General features: G+C 49.7%; 26 protein-coding genes. 8 read left to right on the top strand and 18 right to left on the bottom strand.

The window, feature by feature from the left end; all coding sequences use genetic code 11:
- Positions 1 to 14: 14 nt before the first annotated feature.
- Genes OLM33_02055 through rpmH form a run of 5 tightly spaced genes read right to left on the bottom strand, consistent with a single transcriptional unit; the run spans position 15 to position 2,424 of the window.
- Positions 15 to 713 carry a KH domain-containing protein gene (locus tag OLM33_02055; protein ID MCW1712461.1) on the bottom strand — a complete coding sequence of 233 codons (699 nt, stop codon included), beginning with the start codon at positions 711 to 713 and terminating at the stop codon, positions 15 to 17.
- 39 nt (positions 714 to 752) lie between these two features.
- Positions 753 to 1,598: a YidC/Oxa1 family membrane protein insertase gene (locus tag OLM33_02050; protein ID MCW1712460.1), complete on the bottom strand. Its 846-nt coding sequence runs from the start codon at positions 1,596 to 1,598 to the stop codon at positions 753 to 755.
- Positions 1,599 to 1,603: 5 nt separating this feature from the next.
- Positions 1,604 to 1,891, bottom strand: a complete 288-nt coding sequence (yidD, locus tag OLM33_02045; protein ID MCW1712459.1) for a membrane protein insertion efficiency factor YidD — start codon at positions 1,889 to 1,891, stop codon at positions 1,604 to 1,606.
- A complete protein-coding gene (locus OLM33_02040; GenBank protein MCW1712458.1) occupies positions 1,882 to 2,283 on the bottom strand; it encodes a ribonuclease P protein component in 402 nt (133 codons plus the stop codon). The genes yidD and OLM33_02040 overlap by 10 nt, the downstream gene beginning before the upstream one ends.
- A 6-nt stretch (positions 2,284 to 2,289) precedes the next feature.
- Positions 2,290 to 2,424 (bottom strand): 50S ribosomal protein L34, encoded by a 135-nt coding sequence (rpmH, locus tag OLM33_02035; GenBank protein MCW1712457.1) that lies wholly within the window; start codon positions 2,422 to 2,424, stop codon positions 2,290 to 2,292.
- Between the two features lie 223 nt (positions 2,425 to 2,647).
- Here rpmH and rpsT point away from each other — a divergent pair, with 223 nt between their 5' ends.
- Positions 2,648 to 2,914 carry a 30S ribosomal protein S20 gene (gene rpsT, locus OLM33_02030; protein MCW1712456.1) on the top strand — a complete coding sequence of 89 codons (267 nt, stop codon included), beginning with the start codon at positions 2,648 to 2,650 and terminating at the stop codon, positions 2,912 to 2,914.
- A 61-nt stretch (positions 2,915 to 2,975) separates the two neighbouring features.
- Here rpsT and OLM33_02025 read toward each other — a convergent pair whose 3' ends face one another.
- The 3 genes from OLM33_02025 to OLM33_02015 all read right to left on the bottom strand — a co-directional run bounded on the left by OLM33_02025 (position 2,976) and on the right by OLM33_02015 (position 7,675).
- A complete protein-coding gene (locus OLM33_02025) occupies positions 2,976 to 3,890 on the bottom strand; it encodes a hypothetical protein (protein ID MCW1712455.1) in 915 nt (304 codons plus the stop codon).
- On the bottom strand, positions 3,890 to 6,388 hold the full coding sequence (gene leuS / locus OLM33_02020) for a leucine--tRNA ligase (GenBank protein MCW1712454.1): 2,499 nt from the start codon (positions 6,386 to 6,388) through the stop codon (positions 3,890 to 3,892). Before leuS ends, OLM33_02025 begins: the two co-directional genes overlap by 1 nt.
- A 132-nt stretch (positions 6,389 to 6,520) precedes the next feature.
- Positions 6,521 to 7,675, bottom strand: a complete 1,155-nt coding sequence (locus tag OLM33_02015; GenBank protein ID MCW1712453.1) for a helix-turn-helix domain-containing protein — start codon at positions 7,673 to 7,675, stop codon at positions 6,521 to 6,523.
- A 151-nt stretch (positions 7,676 to 7,826) separates the two neighbouring features.
- Here OLM33_02015 and OLM33_02010 point away from each other — a divergent pair, with 151 nt between their 5' ends.
- The 5 genes from OLM33_02010 (at position 7,827) to grdA (ending at position 11,854) form a co-directional block, all read left to right on the top strand.
- The gene (locus OLM33_02010; protein ID MCW1712452.1) at positions 7,827 to 9,116 is read left to right on the top strand and encodes a glycine/sarcosine/betaine reductase component B subunit; all 1,290 of its coding nucleotides are present in this window, start codon (positions 7,827 to 7,829) and stop codon (positions 9,114 to 9,116) included.
- Between the two features lie 14 nt (positions 9,117 to 9,130).
- Positions 9,131 to 10,441 (top strand): glycine/betaine/sarcosine/D-proline family reductase selenoprotein B, encoded by a 1,311-nt coding sequence (locus OLM33_02005; GenBank protein ID MCW1712451.1) that lies wholly within the window; start codon positions 9,131 to 9,133, stop codon positions 10,439 to 10,441.
- A 71-nt stretch (positions 10,442 to 10,512) separates the two neighbouring features.
- Positions 10,513 to 10,905, top strand: a complete 393-nt coding sequence (locus OLM33_02000; GenBank protein MCW1712450.1) for a GrdX family protein — start codon at positions 10,513 to 10,515, stop codon at positions 10,903 to 10,905.
- 94 nt (positions 10,906 to 10,999) lie between these two features.
- Positions 11,000 to 11,323 carry a thioredoxin family protein gene (locus tag OLM33_01995; protein MCW1712449.1) on the top strand — a complete coding sequence of 108 codons (324 nt, stop codon included), beginning with the start codon at positions 11,000 to 11,002 and terminating at the stop codon, positions 11,321 to 11,323.
- A 54-nt stretch (positions 11,324 to 11,377) separates the two neighbouring features.
- A complete protein-coding gene (gene grdA / locus OLM33_01990; protein MCW1712448.1) occupies positions 11,378 to 11,854 on the top strand; it encodes a glycine/sarcosine/betaine reductase complex selenoprotein A in 477 nt (158 codons plus the stop codon).
- A gap of 88 nt (positions 11,855 to 11,942) precedes the next feature.
- Here the strand turns inward: grdA and OLM33_01985 are convergent, their stop codons facing one another.
- The 4 genes from OLM33_01985 to OLM33_01970 all read right to left on the bottom strand — a co-directional run bounded on the left by OLM33_01985 (position 11,943) and on the right by OLM33_01970 (position 14,561).
- On the bottom strand, positions 11,943 to 12,557 hold the full coding sequence (locus OLM33_01985) for a hypothetical protein (protein MCW1712447.1): 615 nt from the start codon (positions 12,555 to 12,557) through the stop codon (positions 11,943 to 11,945).
- A gap of 57 nt (positions 12,558 to 12,614) precedes the next feature.
- Positions 12,615 to 13,091, bottom strand: a complete 477-nt coding sequence (locus tag OLM33_01980; protein ID MCW1712446.1) for a prepilin-type N-terminal cleavage/methylation domain-containing protein — start codon at positions 13,089 to 13,091, stop codon at positions 12,615 to 12,617.
- A 6-nt stretch (positions 13,092 to 13,097) separates the two neighbouring features.
- Positions 13,098 to 13,535, bottom strand: coding sequence for an acyl-CoA thioesterase (locus tag OLM33_01975; protein ID MCW1712445.1), 438 nt, complete (start codon positions 13,533 to 13,535; stop codon positions 13,098 to 13,100).
- 96 nt (positions 13,536 to 13,631) lie between these two features.
- The gene (locus OLM33_01970; GenBank protein ID MCW1712444.1) at positions 13,632 to 14,561 is read right to left on the bottom strand and encodes a nitroreductase family protein; all 930 of its coding nucleotides are present in this window, start codon (positions 14,559 to 14,561) and stop codon (positions 13,632 to 13,634) included.
- A gap of 140 nt (positions 14,562 to 14,701) precedes the next feature.
- Here OLM33_01970 and OLM33_01965 point away from each other — a divergent pair, with 140 nt between their 5' ends.
- Positions 14,702 to 16,231: a serpin family protein gene (locus OLM33_01965; protein MCW1712443.1), complete on the top strand. Its 1,530-nt coding sequence runs from the start codon at positions 14,702 to 14,704 to the stop codon at positions 16,229 to 16,231.
- Positions 16,232 to 16,342: 111 nt separating this feature from the next.
- Here OLM33_01965 and rmuC read toward each other — a convergent pair whose 3' ends face one another.
- A complete protein-coding gene (gene rmuC, locus OLM33_01960; GenBank protein ID MCW1712442.1) occupies positions 16,343 to 17,680 on the bottom strand; it encodes a DNA recombination protein RmuC in 1,338 nt (445 codons plus the stop codon).
- 148 nt (positions 17,681 to 17,828) lie between these two features.
- Positions 17,829 to 18,767 carry an SYNERG-CTERM sorting domain-containing protein gene (locus OLM33_01955; GenBank protein ID MCW1712441.1) on the bottom strand — a complete coding sequence of 313 codons (939 nt, stop codon included), beginning with the start codon at positions 18,765 to 18,767 and terminating at the stop codon, positions 17,829 to 17,831.
- Between the two features lie 250 nt (positions 18,768 to 19,017).
- Here OLM33_01955 and pgm point away from each other — a divergent pair, with 250 nt between their 5' ends.
- A complete protein-coding gene (gene pgm, locus OLM33_01950) occupies positions 19,018 to 20,628 on the top strand; it encodes a phosphoglucomutase (alpha-D-glucose-1,6-bisphosphate-dependent) (protein MCW1712440.1) in 1,611 nt (536 codons plus the stop codon).
- Positions 20,629 to 20,775: 147 nt separating this feature from the next.
- On the opposite strand, the gene hcp is transcribed toward pgm, so the two are convergent.
- From hcp to OLM33_01930, 4 genes are all read right to left on the bottom strand, one after another.
- Positions 20,776 to 22,377 (bottom strand): hydroxylamine reductase, encoded by a 1,602-nt coding sequence (hcp, locus tag OLM33_01945; protein MCW1712439.1) that lies wholly within the window; start codon positions 22,375 to 22,377, stop codon positions 20,776 to 20,778.
- Between the two features lie 56 nt (positions 22,378 to 22,433).
- Positions 22,434 to 23,171, bottom strand: coding sequence for a 4Fe-4S binding protein (locus OLM33_01940; protein MCW1712438.1), 738 nt, complete (start codon positions 23,169 to 23,171; stop codon positions 22,434 to 22,436).
- 31 nt (positions 23,172 to 23,202) lie between these two features.
- A complete protein-coding gene (locus tag OLM33_01935) occupies positions 23,203 to 23,601 on the bottom strand; it encodes an Rrf2 family transcriptional regulator (protein ID MCW1712437.1) in 399 nt (132 codons plus the stop codon).
- A 166-nt stretch (positions 23,602 to 23,767) separates the two neighbouring features.
- On the bottom strand, positions 23,768 to 24,457 hold the full coding sequence (locus OLM33_01930) for an amino acid racemase (GenBank protein ID MCW1712436.1): 690 nt from the start codon (positions 24,455 to 24,457) through the stop codon (positions 23,768 to 23,770).
- Positions 24,458 to 24,461 lie beyond the last annotated feature (4 nt).

Below are 24,461 nucleotides of genomic sequence, written 5' to 3'. Positions count from 1 at the left end.
GCCCCGGATGATCGCTACCTGCTTCGGGAAGATCTTTTCCTTCCTCTATCCGAGCTTCCCCTGTCTGAACGGGTCACCGGACAGACAAGCACCCTTCTTGAAGGCTCCTCACCGATAGATTTCGTCTCTACCTCTTTATTGTCCCTGAGTGCAAGGTGGACTATCCGACGCTCCCAGCTTGACATAGGTTCCAGGCTGACCGGGGTCCCCTTGCGGAGAGATTCTCTGGCTATCGATTCTGCAAGCCTGGTCAGCGTCTGTTCCCTGCGCTGGCGGTACCCTCCGCAGTCGAAACGGACCCTTCGTGTGGACATGTCATCATGACAGGCAAGGTTGGTAAGATACTCCAGCGCTTTAAGCGTCTCACCGTATCTTCCGATCACTACCCCGACATCTTCTCCGACGAGGTTGATCATACCGTCCTCATTCAGCTCGGGGATAAGGTCAAGGTCCATCCTCTCCAAAATATCGTTGACAAAATGGCATGACTTTATGAAAGTTACGGGTGCAAATGGTTTTACCTCAACTTTGTATGTACAGCCAAGGAAACCAAAGAGTTTTTTATCTTCGGATATTATCTGAGCCTCAACATCATCAGTTTTGATACCCCAAAGCTCAGCCGCCTTCTCACGGGCCTCTTCCACCGACTCGCACTCAAAGACCGCCGAACCGATCTCCGGCATCGGGATCCTCTCTTCCATGTCCCTGTCCATCATGCGTCCCTCTTGTCCTGTCCGGCAAGAGGCCGTTTCTTATTCATCATCGTCGTCATCGTAGTCGTCCTCGTATTCATCGTCATCGTCCTCAACTGCGGCCGGCGTAGGTTTGTTCTTATGAAGGACAGGCTTGACCTGAAGTTCCTCTTTCGTCTTTTTCATTACGAAGTATTGCTGAGCAACTCCGATAAGCGATGAAAGCCCCCAGTAAAGCATGACTCCGCCAGGCATCGAAAGGCAGATGAACGCCATGAAAAACGGCATTATTGTGTTCATCATAGCCATCTGCGGGTTTGCCCCTGCTGAAGAAAGTTTCTGCTGAGCCCAGGTAAGGAATGAAATGCTTATGAGCAAAATGAGGTTGCCCATGTAGAGTCCGGCATTTGAGAGTCCCGACGGATTCTGCATGATGCCTGTCAGGACTGACATAAGGCCGTAGTTTCCTGTCGGATCTGCCGCTACGCCAACCGCCTGGGCAAGGCCTGCGGTCGTCGACGAACCCAGTATTATCCCGAGGAAGGATGTCCCGGCAAAATCATATGTCCTAAGTACATTGAAGAGAAGGATGAGGATCGGCAGCTGCACCAGAAGAGGCAGACATCCCGCTGCCGGATTAATTTTATTCTCCTTGTAGAGACGCATCGTCTCCTGGTTGAGTTTCTCTTTATCGTTGGCATATTTTTCCTGCAGCACCTTCAGACGTGGCTGTATCTTCTGCATCTGCTGCATACTGACCATTTGTTTCTGGTTGAGGGGGTAAAGTGCTATCCTTACAGCTATTGTCAACAGCACTATGGCCATTCCAAAAGAGTTTGTGAGGCCGTAAAAAAATTCAAGGATCATGAGAAGCAGATCGCTTGCTCCATTCCAAATCGCGCCCAAAACTTTCACCTAACCTTTCGAAGTCCTTTAAATAACTTTCCTATCCGGATCCGTGTATCTAAATCTTCCTGTCCGGGCACAGGGTCGTACCCTCCCGGATCCCATGGACCGCAGCGCAGTATCCTCCGCAGTCCGAGTTCCGCTCCGTAAATAAGACCGTATCTTTCTACCGCTTCAGCTGTATATTCGGAGCATGTCGGGATGAAGCGGCATTTTCCTCCTCCCAGTACCGGTGATATTGCTGCCTGGTAGAACCTGATCAGAAAAAGTCCTGCCATCGATGCTAGGCGCATGTTCGTCCTGCCTTGTCAGCATTCCAGTCCGGTCCGGGCCAGTCCTGCCTCATGAGTCCCCTTCTTTTGAGCGAATGCGCGATATCCATGTAGATGTCAACGGAAGACCTTTCCAGAGCTTTCTCCCTGAGCGACGCTATTATCCATACTCCGTCCCTTATCCATGGTAAAAGCCTCCTGAATGCTTCCCTCATCATCCTTCGGCCTCTTGTACGCTTTGCGGCGTTTGCTGTTTTTTTCCCCACAGTCACTCCCACCAGTACGGGATCGCCGGGGCGTTCAACAAACAACAACCGCACCAGCTCGCCTGTTTCACGACGTCCGGTGCGGAATACAAGGTCGAACTGCCATCCGTGCCTGAGCCTGACAGCTGACGAAAAGCCGAAATTCACGGCTGATTAGACAGCAAGACGCGCTCTACCCTTACGGCGACGATTCCTCAAAATGCGGCGTCCGCTTGGGGAGGCAGAACGTACGAGAAAGCCCATTGAACGCTTTCGTCTGGTGTTATGCGGCTGAAATGTTCGTTTCACAGACTACACCTCCTGTGGTTCATTTTCTGATAACCATAATTGTCTTATAAGCAACCTAGTAAATATATCATACACTTCTCTATGGAGCAAGAAAAATTATATAATGCATAATAAAATTCTACTGCCGAACACAAATAATTGGGGTAAAATAGAATGAGCTGTTGCAGGATATGCCCAATATGTGCTAATATATCCGCTGTCTTTTGTGAAGGAGGTGACGGCATTGCCAAATAAGAAATCAGCAAAAAAACGAGTTCTGGTCACTGAAAGAAACCGCATTTACAACCGCTTCTGGAAAACCCGCTGCAAAAATGCAGTTAAGAAGCTTCTGGATGCAGTTGAACAGAAAGACTCCGAGCTTGCAGCAAAGAGGCTGAACGAGGCTCAGGGTGTACTGGATAAGGCGGTAGTAAAGGGCGTCGTCCACCGGAATACAGCGTCCCGCCGCAAGGCTATGATGGCAGCTAGATTTAAATCCCTTTCTGCCTAGGTGACCCGATCAATATTACAGATCTGTACGGAGAGGCCAAGTTACCCTCTCCGTTTGTTTTTTATCTGCCCATCAATTCGATCACAAGGGTCTCAAGACCGGCCCATCCTGATCCGGTACCGCTCTTTTCATCTATGTTGATTTTTATGAGCCCCAATATAAATCGGCCGATCGGGCCCGCACCGTATTTTCGTGCGGCGTTTCCGGCCATCGTCCATGCGTAGTTCTTCGCTCCGAGCGACTGCGCAAAGAGAGCTCCCTTACCCGGATGCATCGATGCGTACCAGGCAAGCCTCATTCTGTTGTGTATCGCAGACACAAGGGGTATAAGATCTCCGTTTTTGGAGACAGCGTTGAGGCTCCTGACCGTTTTGACATGGTCACCGCTGCAGAGGCCATCCAGAAGCTTCAGAAGATTTCCGGTCCCGTCGTCCAGGCACATGCTTTCAACATCAGACAAATTGACAGATCTGCCTTTTTTTAGCATTGAGAGGCTCAGGAGCTGACGCCTTATCTCCTCCGGGTCCTCTGTAAGCTCAATGATCAGCGAGACAGCCTCTCTGTCAATATTTATCCCCATCTTTCCTGCCAGGTCCGTTGTCCACATCATTCTTTCACGCGGCCACCGCGGGAAGGGCGCGGCTTTCAGGACAGTGCACTTTTCAAGCGTATGCGGGGGAAAGATCTTTGCAGGGTCTGACTCATAGATCAGAAGGATGACCACAGGTGAATCAGCATCCACCATCGTATCGAAGTTTTCCGGGAAAGGCCCCAAAAGAGGAGCTGATTCAACAACAATGATCCTCTTTTCGTCAAAGAGGCCTCCTGAGAGGTTATCGGACAGGAGGGGGCCCCATTCGCCGCCCTCCTGTCTTCCTGATATCACATGACCTTTTTTTTCAAAATCAGCAACTGTCTCCTCCAGGAGCCGTCTCTGTGCCGTGCCCGAGGCAGAGATCAGGAGGAGAGAGGGCATCAGTCTTTCACCACAATATTAACCAGCTTGCCGGGGATCGGGATGACCTTGACAATTCGTTTGCCTTCGGTCCTTTTCTTCGTCTCAGCTCTCGAGAGGATCTCCTCGCTGAGTTCTTCCTTCGACAGACCGGCCTTCACAGTGAACTGCTCCCTGACCTTGCCGTTTATCTGAAGCACTACAGTCACCATGTCTTCCACGAGAGATCCCGAGTCAACTTCAAACCATTTTTCAACTGATAGGAAGGTATCGTTCCCGATCATGTGCCAGAGTTCTTCCGTTATGTGGGGCGCAAAGGGGGAAAGGCATGAGAGCAGGGTCTCCACACCCTCCCTCATTACTGACCATGCATCAGGAGTACCGGGCCTGAATCCGATGAGAGCGTTGGTAAGCTCCATGAGCCTGGCAACGGCTGTGTTGAACTGACGCTCTTCACTTATGTCCCTGGTGACCCTGTCGAGGGTATTGTGGATAATGCGTTTGATATCCCTGATATCAGAAGTATTTATCTCTTTCATCGGCACCCGGATCCTGGAAGCTGCCGCTATCCCTTCAAGGTTCGATTCGACGAGGCGCCACACCCTTCCAAGGAAACGATGGGCTCCCTCGACGCCTCTCTCTGACCAGTCAAGGTCTTTTTCTGGCGGAGATGCGAAAAGGATGAAGAGCCTTGCCGTGTCAGCTCCGTATTTGTTGATTATTTCATCAGGATCGACAACGTTGCCAAGAGATTTGGACATCTTGGCCCCGTCTTTTATCACCATTCCCTGCGTAAGGAGCCTTTTGAAGGGCTCTCTCATCTCTTTCGGAAGGAGGCCGAGGTCTGCGCATACTTTTGTAAAGAACCTTGCGTATATGAGATGAAGGCATGCGTGCTCAATACCGCCGATGTACTGGTCGACGTTCATCCAGTAGGCTGCCTCGTCTTTGTCAAAGGGCTGATCTGTACACCACGGCGAAGTATACCTGCTGAAGTACCACGAAGAACAGAAGAACGTGTCCATTGTGTCGGTCTCACGCCTTGCAGGTTTTCCGCATACCGGGCATATCGTATTTATCCAGTCTTCACGAAGGGCTAGCGGATTGCCTCCATGCTCGGGCATCTCGATGTCAAGAGGCAGTTCCACCGGAAGCTGGTCTTCAGGTACCGGAACTATCCCGCAGTGGTCGCAGTAGACCATCGGGATGGGAGTGCCCCAGTACCGCTGCCTTGAGATGAGCCAGTCCCTCAGCCTGAACTGGACCTCTCTGCTGCCAAGTCCTTTTTCCTCGAACCATTCACCTATCTTTTCGATAGCCTGGGGAGTGGGCAAGCCGTCAAACTCGCCTGAATTGCATGCTATGCCGTCAGCGTCGACTGACCCGGTCATCGTCTCTCCGTCGGGGACAGGTCCGTCCGCCGGCCTTACGACCGGGATAACGGGGATGCCGTATTTCCTTACGAAATCGAAGTCCCTCTGGTCATGAGCTGGAACACCCATGATCGCTCCTGTTCCGTAGTCCATCAGTATGTAGTCTGCGATCCATATGGGCACTTTTTTGCCGTTTACAGGATTTATGGCATAAAATCCTGTTTCTATACCCTCTTTGTCCGTACCGACCGCGGTACGCTCTATCGCGCTCCGTGAGGACATCCTTTTTGCGAAAGCCCTCAGTTCTTCAGCCTTGGTTCCTCCGACCTTCCCGGCAAATGCCTCGACAAAGGGATGCTCTGCGGCTATAGCGACAAAGGTCACTCCGAAGACGGTATCGATCCTTGTAGTGAAAGCTTCAATGCTGAGGTCTGTATCAACTATATCCATTTTGAAATGGACGCCCTCGGATCGGCCTATCCAGTTTCTCTGCATGGTTACGACCCGTTCCGGCCATCCGTCAAGGTCATCAAGACAGTCCGCAAGTTCCTGAGCGTAGTCGGTTATCCTTATGAACCACTGCTCAAGGCCCCGCTTCACGACAGGGGTGCCGCAGCGCCAGCAGACACCGTCCCCCACCACCTGTTCATTGGCAAGGACAGTTTTGCAGTCCTCGCACCAGTTGACCGGGGCATGCTTGCGGTAAACAAGTCCTTTCTTGTAGAACTGGAGGAAAAGCCACTGGTTCCATTTATAATAATTGACGTTGCACGTCTCTACCCTTCTTCTCCAGTCGTAGCTGTACCCGGCCCTTTTTAGCTGATTCGTCATATGTTCGATGTTGCTCCATGTCCATTCAGCCGGAGGAAGTTTCATTTTTATCGCCGCGTTTTCCGCAGGCATCCCGAAGGCATCGAAGCCCATCGGATAGAGGACATTGTAGCCCTTCTTCCTGAGGAACCTTGCCAGGAGGTCACCGATGGAATAGTTGCGGAGGTGCCCCATGTGCAGGGCTCCGCTCGGATAAGGGAACATCTCCAGACAGTAGAATTTTTCTTTGCTGTTGTCGGCCTCGACTTCAAAAACTTTTGATCCGGCCCATTCCTTCTGCCATTTTGGTTCTATGGCGCCAAAATCGTATGGCATCTATATCTCCTCCGTTGCTAAATGAAATCGAAACAAATTATACATCAGGGTATTATATACTCCCGCCAATTGCACGGCAATCTCTATCCTGGGTTTAAACTGCTCAGGATCTGGAGCCCCTTCTCTGTTCCGTCAGTTTTTTGAAATATCTGAAATGACAAAGGCAGCCCACAGTTCGAAGGCATCTTTAAAATTCCAGGGATCCTTTCCAGTGAGCGAACGTATCTTTTTCAGCCTGTACTGAAGGCTGTTCCTGTGCATTGATAAGTTTTCGGCAACATTTCCGCTGGCAAACGGAGATCCGCACCATGCCAGAAAGGTCTCCTTCATTTCATTGAAATCATTTCTCGAAGACAGCCCCTTCAGGATCCTCGTCACATATTCTTCCCTCACTCCAGGGGGAAGAGCATCCAGCAAAGCCTCGCCCGTAAATTTTTCTGACCTGATCATTCCTTTTGTTCCAAGCTGCTTAGCCAGCCTAAGAGAATTTCTTGCAGAGTTTATGGAACGTGAGAGTCCCTGCAGATCGAAAGCAGAAAACCCGACCGAGACATCCGCGAGGATGCCCTTTGCCCCGATGCTATCAAGAAAATCTTTTGAGAGGACCTCGGCAGCTTCATAAATTTTATCAGGATCCCTGTCCGAACTTGCAGACAGGAGGATCGTCACCCTGTAATTCTCCTGCGGGCATATAACGTTCCTCGGATTGGAGAAACTTGTCCTGACCTCTCTGAGCATTCTCTGAAAGGCGGACTCTGCAGCTTCGTTTGACCACCTGTTCATCTCGATCACTATCGCTATCCTGCACTTTAAAATGTTGAAACCAAGCTCCTTGGCCTGCATTATGATAAGTTCCCCGCTGCCTACTCTTGGGTCGTAGGATGAGATGTTCTCTATCAGGTCGCGCAGAGACCGCTCCCTAAGCAGGTTAGACTCAAGGAAGGCCTGTTCGCGAAGCATTATCTCCGCCTGTTTCTGCACGAGCAGGCCATAGCGCTCTACCTCCTCAGGGAGGCCGGCGATCGACACCGATCCCAGTACTCTGTCAAAGAACTGAATGGGCAGGGTGTAGCCCGGAAGGACATTGCCGTAATTTTCGGCATCCGAGGTGGAGGTCGTCATAGGCCTGTTCTCCTGCATGACCTGAAGAGAAGGCGGATGGTATTCTCCGATCCTTTTCTCATCGTTGCATCCAATTATCATCCCCTTTTCGTCTGTTACCAGTACTCCGTACCCTATGACTTCGCTGGTGCTTTTAGCAATATTCTGGGCCATTTTTTTAAACATCTTCCACACCCCATTTTTTATTCATGAGCATAGTTTTTAAGTGTTTTTTAAAAATATATATATTCTGAAGCATAATGCTTTTTGGTCCAAAATGCAATTAGAATTCAATAAGGCGACATGGAAATCAGAATGACAAAGGAGGAATTTTTAAATGCGGCTGGAACTGCACAAGATACACATTACCGGCCTTGCTTTCGCCGAAAAGACATACACTTCCGGCGGTACCCTTTTCATCAGCAAAGAAGAGGCCGGGGCATTGATAGCGGAAGACAGGCGTTTTGCGAAAGTTGAACTGGATCTGGCCTCTCCCGGAGAGAGCACAAGGATAATTCCGGTCAAGGATGTTGTAGAACCAAGGGTGAAACTTGGCAGCAGCGGGTATTTCCCGGGATTCTTCGCACCCATGGAAAAAGCCGGATCGGGTGCGACTCTTGTTCTTGACGGTGCGGCTGTGGTGACCTGCGGGCCGATCGTGGCCTTCCAGGAGGGTTTTATTGACATGAGCGGCCCGGGAGCGCCATACACACCTTTCTCAAAGACCTATAACGTGGTGCTCTACGTTGAACCCGCTGAAGGACTCGAAAAGCACCACTATGAAGCGGCACTCCGCGAAGCCGGACTGAAGCTGGGGGTATATCTCGCCCGCTGCTGTTCCGAAAATGAATGGAAGGCCGACGAGGTACAGGTATTCGAAAAGGACAATACTTTTGAAGAGACGGCGAAGTTTCCTGATCTGCCTAAGATCGTATATGTGTGCATGAATATAACTCAGGGCCTCCTTCATGACACATACCTCTATGCAAGCGATCTCAGACCTGCACTTCCCACCCTTCTACACCCCAACGAAGTGCTGGACGGGGCGATGGTCTCAGGAAACTGCGTCTCGGCATGCGATAAGAACACGACATGGCATCACCTCCACAATCCGATAGTCCAGGCCCTCTATGCAAGGCACGGCAAGGAGATCAACTTCCTGGGCATGATCCCAACACAGGAGAGCACCGTTCTCGACGGAAAACTCAGGGCAGTCAGCATGAACCTCTCCATAGCGCAGCAGCTCGGAGCTGACGGCGCGGTAATATCCGAAGAGGGCTACGGAAATCCCGACACTGACCTTTGCCTCAATGCAAAATACTTTGAGAAGGCGGGGATCAAAACGGTGCTGGTATCCGATGAGTCAGCGGGAACTGACGGGGCGAGCCAGAGCCTGGCGGATGCCACCCCCGAACTTGACGCGTTCATATCGACAGGGAATGTAAACGAGATGATCGAGGTCCCGGCGATGAAAAAAGTCATCGGATGCAAAGAAGCTATCTCACTCCTTTCAGGCGGAGCCGAAGAGAGTCTGAGGCCCGACGGGTCAATGTACGTCGAACTTCAGTCCGTTATTGCCTCGACCGCTGAGATCGGCTTCAACAAACTTGGCTGCGAATGGGTCTAAAGGAGGCGGCTGACATGACATACAGGATAGTTCACTATATTAACCAGTTTTACGCGGGCATAGGCGGCGAGGAAATGGCTGACCACAAGCCTGAACTCAGGGAGGGCTTTGTCGGCCCCGGCATGCAGATCGAAAAGCTCTTCAACGGGGAGGGCAAGGTCGTCGGAACTGTGATATGCGGAGACGGGTATTACGGAGAGAACACCGAGGAAGCAAGAAAAGCATGCCTTGAAATGATAAAGGGGCTAAAGCCCGACATCCTCTTTGCGGGACCGGCTTTCAACGCAGGAAGATACGGATTCGCGTGCGGGGACATAGCGGCGGCTGCAGGGGAAGAACTCGGGATACCGACAGTTACCGCAATGTACCCGGAGAACCCCGGAGTCGAGCTCTATTCCAAAAAAACATATATCGCAATAACATCAGACAGCGCAAGGGGAATGGCTAAGGCGATACCTGCAATGGTAAGCATCGGAACCAAGCTTCTGAAGGGCGAAAAGATGGGGCCCGCAAGGCTGGAAGGTTATATCCACCGCGGCATAAGAAAATCTTTCTTCCATGAGAAGAGCGGTGCCGAAAGAGCTGTTGATATGCTGCTCGCAAAACTTAAGGGAGAAGGATTCCGCACAGAGTACGAGATGCCCGTCTTCAACAAGATCCCCCCTGCGGCCCCTGTCAAAGACCTCCGGAAGGCCACGATAGCCCTCGTATCGTCCGGCGGCATAGTGCCTAAGGGAAACCCCGACCACATTAGGGTCTCATCAGCTGAAAACTTCGGAGCTTACGACATATCAGAACTCAAAAACATGACTCCGGAGAACTACGAGTCCATCCATGGCGGTTATGACCGCGAATGGGCAAATGTCGACCCCGACGTGGTGCTTCCTCTCGACGTTATGCGCGAACTTGAGGAGGAGGGGGTCTTCGGAAAGATCCATCCAATTTTCTACACGACCACGGGAACCGGAACAGCCGTCGCAAATGCCGAAAAGTTTGGCAGGGAGATCGGTGAGGAACTCAAAAAGGCGGGCGTCGACGCAGCGATCCTGACATCCACCTGAGGAACCTGCACTCGATGCGGCGCATCGATGACCCGCGAGATAGAAAGAGTGGCAGGCATTCCGGTCGTACAGATCGCAACGATAGTACCCATAATGCTTACGGTAGGAACGAACAGGATCGTACCGGGAGTTGCGATACCGCATCCGACCGGGAATCCGGCTCTTGGTCCCGAGGGAGACAGGGCTGTAAGGAGAGAACTTCTGCTCCGTTCCTTCAAAGCTATTACAACACAGATAACTGAGCAGACAATATTTGAAAAATGATCCTTTACGGCAGGCATGGGGATCTTTAAGGCTCCCCGTCCTGCCCTTTGGAACTGTTGGGGAGAGAGCAAATGGCTGAAAAGATACTTCAGATAGTTACCAACAACCCCGAGATCTACTGGAGTCCGGAGATGCCTTACGGCGTCATCTCAACGGAAGGAGATCCTATCGACGTGCTGGACAGGACCCAAGAACTCCTGCAGCATGGGTGGCGCCTCCTTTCCGCGCCCCTTCCTCCGAACGTCCCAATAATGCGCGGACCTTACAGGTCCCTGGTGATAGAGGAATCAGAGAGACAGTACGACAAGGACGGGATAATCGCGGTAGAGAAAGCAAGAGAGAGATATCTGATAGAGAGGGAGAGAAACTGCTCGGAACCGCAGGAGGATTTCGCGCTTATCGACCGGCAGATGCTACAGAGGGCACTCAGGGATATTTCCATTCTGGACAGCATTTCTTCGTAGTTTTGGACCCCGGGGCTTATATTTAATCAGGACTAGTGATACCATAAGCAGGAGATGTCTATTGGGTATCTAGTATTTCAGGAGGCGAAACCAAATGATCGAACTGACCAAGGAAAATTGTGACGCTGAGGTACGCGAGGAGAAGGCACTTCCTGTCGTGGTGGATTTTTGGGGACCCCAGTGCGTTCCATGCATGGGCCTTATGCCCCACTACACAGAGATGGCAAAGGAATTTGAGGGCAAGGCCAAATTTACAAAGGTAGACTGTTCTGTCAACAAGAGGGTCGCAATGGGATTCCGCGTAATGGGGCTTCCGACATTCCTCTTCTGGAAAGACGGAGTGGAGGTAAAACGCCTTTCCAAGGAAGAATGCACCCCTGAAGCGATCAGGGCGGAGATAGTGAAACTTATCGGATAGGCGTCAACGTCCTTCAAGGACGCGCAAAATACAAACCTAAGGAGGTGTTCAGCCATGGGCAAACTGGCAGGTAAGAAACTTCTCCTCCTGGGAGAAAGGGACGGCGTCCCTGGACCGGCCATGGAGGCATGTCTGAAAGAGAGCGGGGCTGAGATAGTATTTTCTGCCACTGAATGCTTTGTCTGAACCGCGGCAGGGGCAATGGACCTGCAGAACCAGCAGCGCATCGTCGATGCGGCTGAGAAGTACGGAGCCGGGAACTGTGTAGTGATACTTGGTTCTTCTGACGCGGAAGGCGCAGAGATCTACGCCGAGACCGTAACAAACGGCGATCCTACTTTTGCAGGGCCACTTGCGGGAGTCTCGTTGGGACTCGCGGTATACCACGTTTTTGATGAAGAGATCCGTTCGGAATGCAATGAAGCGCAGTGGGAAGAGCAGATCTCCATGATGGAGATGGTCCTTGAACCGGATGCTCTTGCAGCGGCAGTAAAAGGCATGAGGGACGAATTCAGCAAATTCAAGCTTTAAGTGCGTACAACAGCATACAAATGCGATGAACGGAGCGGAGCCCTGGTATTACCGGGCTTCGCTCCGTTCATCGCATTCCGGCAAGTGCTCAGACTTTCAGCAGACTCAGTTTTTTCTTGTTTTCGCTGTTCTGGAGGAGGCCCAACGCAACATTGAGAACATGGGCATTGTCGACCCAGAGGAACGAACAGCCTGCAAGTATCCTGCCCGGTTCTTCCTTCCTGGCAAAACAAAGGCTGCCGTTGACTATACCCCACATAAGTTCGCTCCATGGATAATATGACTCTTTTACGGAGGAGAAAGCTGATTTTGTTGAAACTGTGATGCCCTCGTCCTCCACCGATATATCACCGAACTGATACTTTTTGCCTTCGGCAAGACCGTCCATCATCTCTGAGAGAAGGCGTCTCCCCGCTGCCTTCCAGTATTTGTCAGTGAGGTGTTCATAAAAATCTTTTTGTTTGGTCTTTATCGTGTACTCTTTTTCTGAAGTGCCGAAGACTGCCGCATAGACCCTCTTGGGGAAAACTCCACCCCTTCTGAGGTCTACTCCCCATCTCAGCCTGGTGATATCTTTCATTGGGATCAGTTCTCCGCACCAGTAAAATCCCTTCGGCGTTATCTCAAGAGTTTTTTTAAAGGGCCAGATGCCGAAGGAGCATCTGAAATCGATCTCGTAATGCCATGATTTTTTCTTTTCCAAAAGAGCACATCCTATCCTGTCATCACAGTAGAGTTATAAAGTCAGATGGCAAGGCGTTCAGTTTATCCTGTCCCGTACAGACACACATCCTGCCCCTGACACTACGATATATAAAGTTTTGGCTTTGCCGGGAGGCACTGGTTTTACGTCAAGAGTAACTGCCGGTGTCATGGAGCTCCATTCCCCGTCGAAAATCCGTGATTTTGAAAGATTTCCGCTCTGAGGAAATATTCTCGCCTTTGAAGACTCATAGACCTCTGCCGACCCATGCCTCGGACCTCCCTGCCATGTCAGCTTGAAAGAAGCATTCCTTGTGCTTTGCTGTGACATGGAAAGTTTGAATCCGCACTCTTCCATTTGTGCCCTTGACATCATCTCCGTCAGCCAGACAGCAAATTTATCGGCCTCTTCCCGTACGACCCTGTCGCCGTCTTCCCCGTCTGCAAAGACCAGGCAGGAAGCGCCGGCGATCACTCCCATGATCAGCATGACGACAAGCAGCTCTATGAGCGAAAAACCCTTTTTATTTTCTATTTTTACCTACTCTCCCGGCGTCTTTGCCTCTTCACGGGACATTATCCAGTTATAAAACGGATGTTCCTTTTTATACAGACGGCCTTTACAGTCAGTACATCCGTGTTTTGTCCAGCCTTCTGCTGTCAGTTTGTAGTCAGATGCTCTCAGCAGCCTGTATTCAAATGTCACGCTGTAGATCCTGACATCCGTTATCCTGCACCAAAGCTGTATCTGGTCGTCATATCTGGCAGGGTGCTTGTAGCGGCAGTGGCTTTCGACTACCGGAAGGATCAGTCCGTCTTCTTCCCACTTTGAGTACGGAATCCCCATAAGGCGGCAGAATTCAGTCCTTGCAACCTCAAACCAATCAAGATAATTAGCGTAGTAAACGACCCCCATCTGGTCGGTCTCACTATATCTGACCCTTATCGTAGAAGCAAGCGTGTAGTCTTTCTCTGTCATTCAGTGTGCCTCCCGGGCTGTTTGATCTGCCGAAAAGGGAAAACTGACGCTATCCCCCCGGACATTATAATGTATAAACTTAACGGACTGAAAATCTTATGTTAACAGGTCCTCTTTCCTCTGCCTGATCCATTCAATATTCTGCTTTTTCCTCGGAGGGAACTGTCTGACGGGCTTTATCAACGGATATCCGATCATCTGTGCCCCGCAGACATGTTCATCCTCGCCTATGCCAAGATATTCCCTCAGGCCTTTGAAGTTTCTGACAGCGGCGGTAAGGAAGCCTCCCCAGCAGGCTCCCACCCCCATGGCATGTGCTGCAAGCTCAAGGTATGTAAGCGCGATGGATGCATCCTCCGGCCACATGTGATCTTTTGGCACCACGGCGATCACGGCATGAGGCGCTCCCCTCAGCAGGCCATCTTCCCCGGCTTTCGCCTTTGCTATCATCGCAGCGCCTATGATGGCGATCTGTGATGTCGGATCCTTGAATATCTCTTCCCTCATCCAGCAGAGGATAAGGTTGGTGATCTCCACTGTCTTTTCAGGATCCGATGAAACTATCCATCTTACCGGTTGCCTGTTGGATGCGGTGGGGGCGTTCTTTACGGCCTCGAATATCCTGTCAAAAACATCCTGAGGCAAAGGCTCGCTTTTGAACCGTCTTATGCTTCTCCTGGTCTTTAAAAAGTTCAGCGCCTCTGACGCTGAGGGCATACCGAGATCCGCGGATGCGACCATCTCATCATTTTTCAGAAAGGAAAGACAATTGGCGCTTTCGGGACAGAAGAGTGCGCAATGGCCGCATTCGATGCAGCGCCCTGCCAGCCTTACATCCATCTCAGGCAGACCCGTATCCCCAACCTTAACTATTCCTGCAGGACAGACCTTTACGCATGTCCCGCATTTTGTGCATTTTGAAGGATCAACTGTCATTGACGGCAATGATACTACTTCCCTTCTTTTGATAGTCTCAGATACAGTGACTATTATACCAACCTCGGGAGAAATGTTGGAAAAGGTCACAGAAACGACTATCCGGATCAGTGTGATCAGGCTGATTTTTCTGATGTAAGGATAAAATCAGCATGAATACTAAATCAATTATTGTAATATCACTCTATAATGCCAGGTCAGAGACAACAAAACGGAATGGAGACAGAATGATGAAAAAACTGTTCCTTATCCTTTCAATACTTTTAACGATCACACCGACGCCGCTTTCGGCGAATGATTCCATACCGGCATATCACTGGACATACCACTCCCTTGAGATACTTTCGGACCGGTCCCTGATAAATGAAAGGGTCGATCCCGGCGAAAGCTCCTACACAAAAGAGCAGACAGCGGAGATGATCGTCTATGCCTTTCAGAAGATCTCTGCCGAACCGTCATTAATGAGTGAAGATATCCTTTGCGCTATGCGCCAGCTGATCAACGGTTACAGGAACGAACTCGGGGCAAAGGGCCGCGATTTCGAAAAGATGAGGACAAAACTGGAAGACCTGGCCCTTGCGGCAGGGCTCTCGGCAGTGGAGACCGGAGGACCGGGATCGAAGGAAAGACCCCTTAACTTCCAGGCAGCAAAAGCAGTCAGTAAATTCACATTCGACATTTACAGGTACATGGCGGCAAAGTCCGGGGACAGCCTCTTCATCTCCCCCTACAGCATATCATCCGCCCTGTCAATGACATACGCAGGGGCGGCAGGCGAGACTGCCGGAGAAATGAGGAGTGTGCTCCACTTTGATCCCGATATGCACAGAAGCATGGCAGCACTGATAAACGACATCAACTCAGTACCCGAAGGAACAGCGGCTGTAAAGACGGCAAACGCACTATGGCCGGCGAAAGGCGAAAAGCTGCTTCCTAAATACAAAGATATGATGAGCCGTTTTTACGGAGCCCTGCTGACAGCGCTTGATTACAGAGACAAAACGGAAGAAGCCCGGACAACGATAAACAAATGGGTGGAAAAAGAGACAGAACATAAAATAAAAAACCTGATCGGTGACGGCATATTGAATAAAGACACTTTATTGGTACTTACCAATGCCGTCTGGTTCAGATCAGATTGGGCGACAAAGTTCGAACCGGGAAATTCCCGTGCAATGCCTTTTTACGCCGCTGCCTCGGAGCAGATCCCGACAGTTATGATGACAAAGACTGAGAGCGGGATCAGATATCTCAAAGAGGACGGCATCGAGATCGCGGAGATCCCTTACAAGGACAACAGATTTTCAATGCTTGTACTCCTGCCGCAAAAGGGAACAGATCTCCGGAAGATAGACAGAAAGCTTGACTACACAAAATTTACTGAGTGGGCGACCCTCATGTCGCCTCATAAAGTTAAGCTTACCATTCCCAAATTTAAAACGGAGCAAAGCTTTGAGCTAAGCGAGGCTCTGAAGGGAATGGGCATTACTGAGGCTTTTGACCCCGGCAGGGCTGATTTTTCAGGTATGAACGGGAAGAGAAATATGTACATTGGCGCGGCCCTCCACAAGACTTTCATTGAAGTGGGGGAAGAAGGAACGGAAGCAGCGGCGGCAACGGCTGTCATAATGACAAAGACCTCGATGAATCCGGACACCGGAGATATCATAGAATTCAAGGCAGACAGGCCTTTCATCTACATAATAAGGGACAATGGCACCGGGGCCATACTCTTTATCGGCCGTTACGCAAAACCGTAATTCCCAAATTCTGATATCGGCTGCAAATAACTTCTTGCGCTGATATCAATATATCAAAACCCTCGCACATATGATACAAATAGCATTGTTGATACTATTTTATATTTTCTCCTATTCAAGCATTTCGCAGTTTTCAGAGATATCTTCGTCTCCCTCCTCAAGGGCGACACCTTCCACGGTCCTAAGAGTCCTCTTGATGGCCCTGGTCCTTACCTCCGCATTCTCAAGTTCTTTTCCTGCCTGTTCGATCTTCTGCCTTGTCTTCTCAAGTACGTTCCCGAACTTGTCGAACTCTGTCTTGACCTTTCCCAGGAGTATCCAGACCTCACTTGAGCGCTTTTCTATCGCAAGGGTGCGGAAACCCATCTGCAGGCTGTTCAGGAGGGCTGTCACTGTTGTCGGACCCGCCGGAACGACCCTGTATTCACGGGAAAGTGTGTCGCACAGCCCGTCTATCCGGAGTATCTCTGCATATAGACCTTCGACCGGAAGATAAAGAATACCGAAATCCGTTGTGTATGGAGGCTCGAGATACTTGTCCCTTATTGTCTTTGCCTCTTCTATTACACGGCTCTTAAGGGCTTTCTGGGCATCCGCCAGTGCCTGAACATCTCCATTTTCTGAAGCTGTCACCAGCCTTTGATAGTCTTCAAGAGGGAACTTCGAGTCAATAGGAAGCCACACAGGCGAAGCTGAGTCATTGGCTCCCGGGAGGGAGATCGCAAACTCAACCCTTTCGCCGCAGTTGGGCCTGGTTGCGACGTTCTCTGCATACTGGTCCTTTGTAAGTATCTGTTCAAGCAGTGCGCGAAGCTGAGTCTCTCCCCAGGTGCCCCTGACCTTTACGTTGGAAAGGACTTTTTTAAGGTCTCCAACGTCAGCTGTGAGAGCCTTCATCTCCCCAAGTCCCTTATGCACCAGCTCCAGCCTTTCCGAAACGGTCGAAAATGCTTCTCCGAGCCTCTTTTCAAGAGTAGAGTGAAGCTGCTCGTCAACTGTAGCGCGCATCTTTTCAAGTTTTTCCTCGTTATTTTTATGTATCTCCTGGAGTTTAGACTCGACTGTGCCTCTAATGGCCTCAAGCTTTTCCTCGTTCAGACGGCTGATGTTGGTAAGCTGCTGTGAAAAAGCTTCAAGGCTTTCCCTTTGCAGGTCTCCTATCTCTTTTATCCTCTTTGACTGAGCTTCGCCAAAAGATGTAAGGCCCTTTGACTGCTCCTCGCGTCCCGCCCTGGCTTCATCCCTTTGCTCTTTTCTCATAGAAACAAATTCAGAGTTGATGTCGCGTTCGGTATCCTCAAGCTTTCCTTCGATATTCTGCAGCCTGACCAGAAGTTCCCTTGAGACCTGCTCCATAGCAGCGCTGTTCTCTTTCAATCTCGCCACCGATGCTATGATATACGCAGCCACAAGAAGAGCCGCCAATGCTATACCTAAAAACAAATGCATTACTCAGACACCTCTCCTTCCTTTCAAACCACTATTATAAGCTAAAAAAGCAGAGGCAAAGCATCTTAGCGAAAAAGAAAACAAAACTCCCGGACCAGAAGGTCCGGGAGTCAGTTTCACACAGTGTTCCTTTTATCTGTAAAATTGGTTACTTCTTCTTGTAGAAAATCACAGGAAGGCCGAGAAGAGCCAGCATAAGCGGGAGGCCCGTGCTGCATCCGCCTGATGATCCTGAGGGCGGAGTAGGTGTTTCTTCATTGCCCAAACTCACAGGATCTCTAAGTTCGTCATTCTTCCTGCCGTCGAAAATAAATAATACTCCCTGTGCATCTTCTTCCGAGTCTTCGTAAATTACAATATTTTTGTCTATTACAAAAGGTTCTCCATCTCCAGGTGCTTCGTCCATAAGTATATACCTTATACCCACAGTCAGTTTTTGGTTTTCTTTGTCTACCGCAAACTCAATGAACCCCGGCAACGCATCTGTGTATTTTGATTTTACAAATTCAACTATGTCCCTCGGATCTATCTCGGGGTCAGCGCCGTCAAAAATTTTAAAATACGTAAACTTATCGAAAAATGTGATCTGTGCATTGACCGGATCAGCTGCAAAGAGCGCATCTGCCTCAGCCTGTGAGACTCCCTGTTCTACAAGGAAAGCTTTAGTAAGTGTCATTTCAAGTGTAGTTACTACTGCTCCGGTCTTCCCATCGGCTACCGCTCCATCATTCAGTCCCAAATAAAAACCAGCGGCTCCCAGGAAGGTTTCAAAAGTAATTGCTTCTTCTGCCTCTTCTTCTGCCCATTTTGCGCCTGATTTCTCAGAATCAATGTCTAGCTGGTTGACAAACTGCAACTCCTTGCCGACAGCCGCATCCAAGCTTGTTATATATCCGGTGATCTCACCAAATTCAACGTTCACTTCTATTCCAGCAGGTATATCTGCTGATGCAAGTTCATTTGATACAGCCGCATTGATCAGTGCCAAATTATCCTCATCATAAGTCGGTCCTGCTACAGCAAAAGAAGGGGTGGCAAAAACAAATAGCAAAAAAACTACTGTGATAAAAAGCTGCAGTCTTCTCATAAGAATCTCCCCTTTTCATTCAATAATTATTTACATACTGCCTTGTCGCGATTTTAGCATGATAATACATTTTTGTAACTACAGATTTCATTTTACAACCATGCATTTTGAAACTATTTCTTTGATAATTTTTCCATACTTAGATTTATTAATGTAAATATACAAATTTAACAATGATATCCTAAGTTAAACACCATAGCTATCTTTGCTCAGTTCCAGGGGTTACAATATTGCTCAAGAGGTGATGGACATGCTAAAAAGAGCTGACGTAAACATTCCCCGGCTTATTTCTTCATACTATACCGAGCATCCTGACACAAATGAACGATCTCATCGGGTATCATTTGGAACATCGGGACACCGAGGATCCTCTGTCAAAGGGAGTTTCAACGAAGACCACATAATGGCAATTTCACAGGCTATCTCAGAGTACAGGTATGCGCAAGGAATAAAAGGACCGCTGTTTATTGGAATGGATACGCACGCCCTTTCAGAACCTGCCCTAAGGACAAGCGTGGAAGTATTCGCAGCAAACGGTGTCCTTGTGAGGATCCAGAGCGGCTTTGGCTACACGCCTACGCCCGTGATCTCCCATGCGATACTCTCCTGGAACAGAGGTTTCGGGGCTCCGGTCGCTGACGGCGTAGTCATAACGCCGTCGCATAATCCCCCTGAAGATGGAGGCTTTAAATACAACCCTCCGTCCGGAGGCCCTGCAAACACTGACATTACGTCTTTGATCGAAAAAAGGGCGAACGAGATACTTGCCGACGGACTTAAAGATGTGAAACGTATAGATTTCAAAAATGCGCTTTCCTCTGACAATGTTCGCTTGATCGACTACATCATTCCCTACGTCAAGGCACTTGAGCAGATCATTGACATCGAGGCTATACGCAGCTCCGGGCTGAAAATGGCAGCTGATCCGATGGGAGGCTCCGGAGTACACTTCTGGGAGCCGATAGCTGATATTTGGGGCTTGGATATCGATGTGATCAACAAGGATGTGGATCCTACGTTTTCGTTTATGCCGCTTGATCACGATGGCAAAGTCCGCATGGACTGCTCCTCCCCCTATGCGATGGCAAACCTGGTAGCACTTAAAGAGAGATATGACATAGCATTTGGTAATGACCCGGATTATGACCGTCATGGGATAGTTACAAAAGAGGGTCTTATGCCCCCAAACTCATATCTGGCAGCCGCAATAGAGTACCTTTTTACTCACCGCCCGGGCTGGAGCGACAACTGTATGGCAGGCAAGACGCTTGTCTCAAGCTCAATGATCGATAAGGCTGTGGATTCGATCAGCAGGAAAATCTATGAAGTTCCTGTGGGCTTCAAATGGTTCGTCGACGGCCTGATGTCGGGCATGCTTGGCTTTGGCGGAGAAGAGAGCGCCGGCGCGACATTCCTGAAGAAAAACGGAACAGTCTGGACTACGGACAAGGACGGTTTCGTAATGGATCTCCTTGCTGCTGAAATGACCGCAGTAACAGGAAAAAACCCGGCCGAACATTACAGAAGGTTGACTGAAAAATTCGGACATTCCTACTATTCCCGTAAAGATGCACCTGCTTCACATGAAGAAAAAAGCAAACTGAAAAAACTCTCGCCTGAAAATGTGGCAGTGAACACACTTGCCGGTGAAGAAATAATCGCAAAGATGACAACTGCTCCGGGAAACGGAGCCCCGATCGACGGACTTAAGGTCACGACTGAAAACGGATGGTTCGCAGCCAGGCCTTCGGGGACCGAAGATATCTACAAGATCTACGCGGAAAGCCTGATAAGCAGTAAACACCTTGACGCTATAAACGATGAGGCAAAAGAGATAGTATCAAAAGCCATTTCAAAATAATTGATCTCAAAGAAAGATCAACACAACATTTTATTTTTCATACATGAGTTGAACACCCCGGATATTTTAGGACCCGGCTTGGCTTTTGACAGCCTGACCGGGTCCCTTTTTTTAAATTATGCAGAAGGTTTTATGCCTTCTGTTTGCTTACTGGCCAAGAATCGCCTTGAGGTCCCCTTCGGCTGTTCCGATCGGCTTGATTCCGAAATTCTGTACAAGAACGTCAAGGACTGCCGGGCCGACAAATGCTGGAAGCGTGGGACCGAGCCTTATGTTCTTTATTCCAAGGTGAAGCAGCGTGAGAAGGATACATACCGCCTTCTGCTCGTACCATGAAAGGATCAGCGAGAGAGGGAGCCCGTTTACATCTGTCTTGAAAACGTCCGCAAGAGCTACAGCGATCTTTATCGCAGAATAGGCATCATTGCACTGTCCGCAGTCAAGAAGGCGTGGTATGCCTTCGATATCTCCGAATTCAAGCTTGTTGAAGCGGAATTTGCCGCATGCAAGAGTGAGGATGACAGTATCCTTAGGTGCCTTCTCGGCAAACTCAGTGTAATAGTTGCGTCCTGACTTTGCACCATCGCATCCTCCGACAAGGAAGAAGTGGCGGATCTTTCCTGCATTGACAAGTTCCACAACTTTGCCTGCGGCACCAAGGACTGAATTGCGGGCAAACCCTATCATGATCCTCTTCTCAGGGGCATCTTCCGTGAATCCGGGAGCCTCAAGCGCTGCCTTTATCACAGGAGCGAAATCCCTGTTCTCAACGTGTACTGCTCCGGGCCACTGGACAAGTCCACATGTGAAGATCCTTGCCATGTAACTCTCCCTGGGCTTCTGGATGCAGTTGGTCGTCATAAGGATCGCACCGGGGAATTCGTCGAATTCCTTCTGCTGATCCTGCCATGCTCCGCCGTAGTTGCCAACGAGATGGGGGTATTTCTTAAGTTCAGGATAAGCATTGCAGGGAAGCATCTCACCGTGCGTATAGACGTTGATACCCTTGCCCTCTGTCTGCTTCAGCAACTCTTCAAGATCGCCAAGGTCGTGTCCTGAGACAAGGATAGCTTTGCCCTTCACGGGGGTCACTCTGACCATAGTAGGTTCGGGATGTCCGTATGTTCCGGTATTGGCTGCATCAAGCATTTCCATCACTCTGAGATTGACTTCGCCAATTTTGAGGTTGAGCGCAAGCATTGAATCAACTGTAATATCCTCGTTTAGGAGTTCTGACATTGCTTCCAGGAAGAACTTGTTGACTTCCCTGTCCTTCTGGCCAAGGATCCATGCGTGGTCGGCATAAGCGGCGACGCCCTTAAGTCCATATACTGCAAGCCATTTGAGGCCGCCAAGGTCTGCGCCGTACTTGTCGATGTCGGCCTGGGGTGAGTACTCTTGTCCCTCTTCGACCAATTCGTCGGTCGTAGGCTCTTCTGAAGCTCCGCATCCGCAGCAGCATGAGCATCCGCCGGCAAACTCGTCTGTTGCCTTTCTTGTATTTCTGACCATCTCTGCAAGAGTTTCGGGATCGAAGTTTACATTTGTTACTGTCGTAAATAAGTTTTCGATGACCATCTTGGACACTTCGTCGGAACTGTCTCCTGATTCAAGTGCTGCTTTTGAAAGAACCATCGTCTCATAAAGAAGAAGGTCCTGAAGTGCCGCTGTCTGCGGATCTTTGCCGCATACTCCCATTGCTGTGCATCCTGTACCCTTTGCTGCCTGTTCACACTGATAACAAAACATCGAAGTCACTCTCCTTAATTATTCTGCCGATATCCCGGCGATGTAAAATAAATTCCCTAGTTCGGGAATATCTGCCTTACCTCAAGAAACTTGCCTGTCATCGAAAGTTTGATAAGTTTCAAAGTCACAGCTTGGCCTGATTTCTTTACCGCGGTGTCAACAAGTTTGACAAGTCCGCCGCAGCAGGGAACTTCCATGTATGCCACGTCGATCTCTTCAATCCCGTTCAGCTTTATGATCTGTGCAAGTTTTTCAATATATGGCTCTACCTCGTCCAGTTTCGGGCATCCTACGAGGCACACCTTGCCCGGAAGAAGGTCCTTGTGGAAGTTGGGGCATGCAAATGCTGTACAATCTGCTGCCAAAAGAAGTTTTGCCCCTTCAAGGTATGGTGCCTGAACAGGCACCAGGGAGAGCTGTACAGGCCAGTTACGGAGTTCAGACTCCTGCCTGCATGAAGTTTTTTCTTCTTTCTGTACAGGCTTGTCTGACTTCAGTTCTTTAGCCATGCTTCCGGGACACCCGCAGGGAAGGGTCCCGCTGCAGGGTTCTTTCTTTCTGGCTGCCATCCTCGCCTTAACAGCTGCTTCGTCGTAGGCAGCAGCTTCTCTCATTTCAAAGGAGATTGCGCCCTGAGGACACTCCCCGATACAGTCTCCAAGGCCGTCACAGTAGCTGTCGCTTATTAATTTTGCCTTGCCGTTCTCTATAACTATCGCACCTTCGTGGCAAGCATCTGCACAAAGTCCGCATCCGTCACATTTTTCCTCGTCGATCTTGATTATCTTTCTCATTTTTTTTCCTCCTCAGAATTAATTTCTATTTTTAAAATTCATCCAATGTTTTAGATCTAAGCCACTCTTTTGCTTCTTTGGTCATCTTTACGAGGAAATCCCCGAATATGCATCCCTCACGAGAGCACTTGCTTTTTCCAAAAACGCATTTCGAATTTTCCAATGGACCTTCTATTGCTTCGACGATGTCCAAAAAGCTTATCTCTTTTGGCTTTTTGGCAAGGACCGCACCGCCGCCCGGGCCTCTTGTTGTACTGATTAGTCCGGTATGGGCCAGTCTCAAAACAACCTTAGCAAGATGTGCCTCCGAGACGCAGATCGTCTCTGCCATTTCTCTTATAGATATCCTTTCGCCATCTTTCTGTGAGATCAGGACCATTGCATGAAGCCCTATGTATGTTGCCTCGCTGAAACCCGCTACTTTCGCCATGCATTTTCACCAACCTTAATTAAGGTATTCAAATACCTTAATAACTTAATTAAGATATTATCTCTTTTGGTTTTTGCTTCAATCAGTAAAATTACCTATTGAGGAAAATTTTATATTGGACGCGGTCAAGCGGGGCACAGTAACGACCGTGCCCCAAAGGCATGTTTTATTCCGTCAGGGCCCTGATGCAGGCTTCGGCAAGCGCGTCAAGGCTCGATATGTTTTTCTCCGTTGGAAGATCCGACGCATCGTATGCGAGCGGCAGTTCTGTGCACGCGGTGACAATTGGCAGATCTTCGATCTCCCATAGTTTTTTTACGGCCCTTTCTATCGCCCGTGCCGCACTCTCCATCTTTCCTGACTTGACGAAGACTATCGCCTCCTGGATCTCTCTCTGCACATCTTCAGGCGGTATCACAAGGCGGTATCCCCTGTCGGCAGCCGCTTTCTGGTAAAGTCCCGACCTTGCCGTGCCTATCGTCGATATCATCCAGGCGCCCCCTGCTGACCTCTCCATCGAAGCTTCCACTGTGGCCTCGATTATATGAACGATCGGGACTCCTATCCGGTCCCTGAATCTGTCGATAAAGTAATGGGCAGTGTTGCATGGTACCGCAAGCAACCCCGCACCCCATCCGATCAGCTTTTCCAGATCGTTTATTATGTATGGTGAAGGGTCTTCCCCCTTTCCCTCGATCGCGCTTCCCCGGTCGGGTATCTTCGGGTCCGATATCATATATACGACAGGGTGGTCCTGATCTTTTTCGGCAGGATATTTTTCCGCGAGTATCTTCAAAAATTCCGCCGAAGCGGCAGGTCCCATGCCGCCAAGGACCCCCAGTATCTTTTCTGACATTAAG

Source organism: Synergistaceae bacterium DZ-S4 (genome assembly GCA_025943965.1).
In the GTDB taxonomy this organism is placed as follows: domain Bacteria; phylum Synergistota; class Synergistia; order Synergistales; family Synergistaceae; genus Caenicola; species Caenicola nitritireducens.
This window is presented reverse-complemented; position numbering and strand designations above follow the sequence as displayed.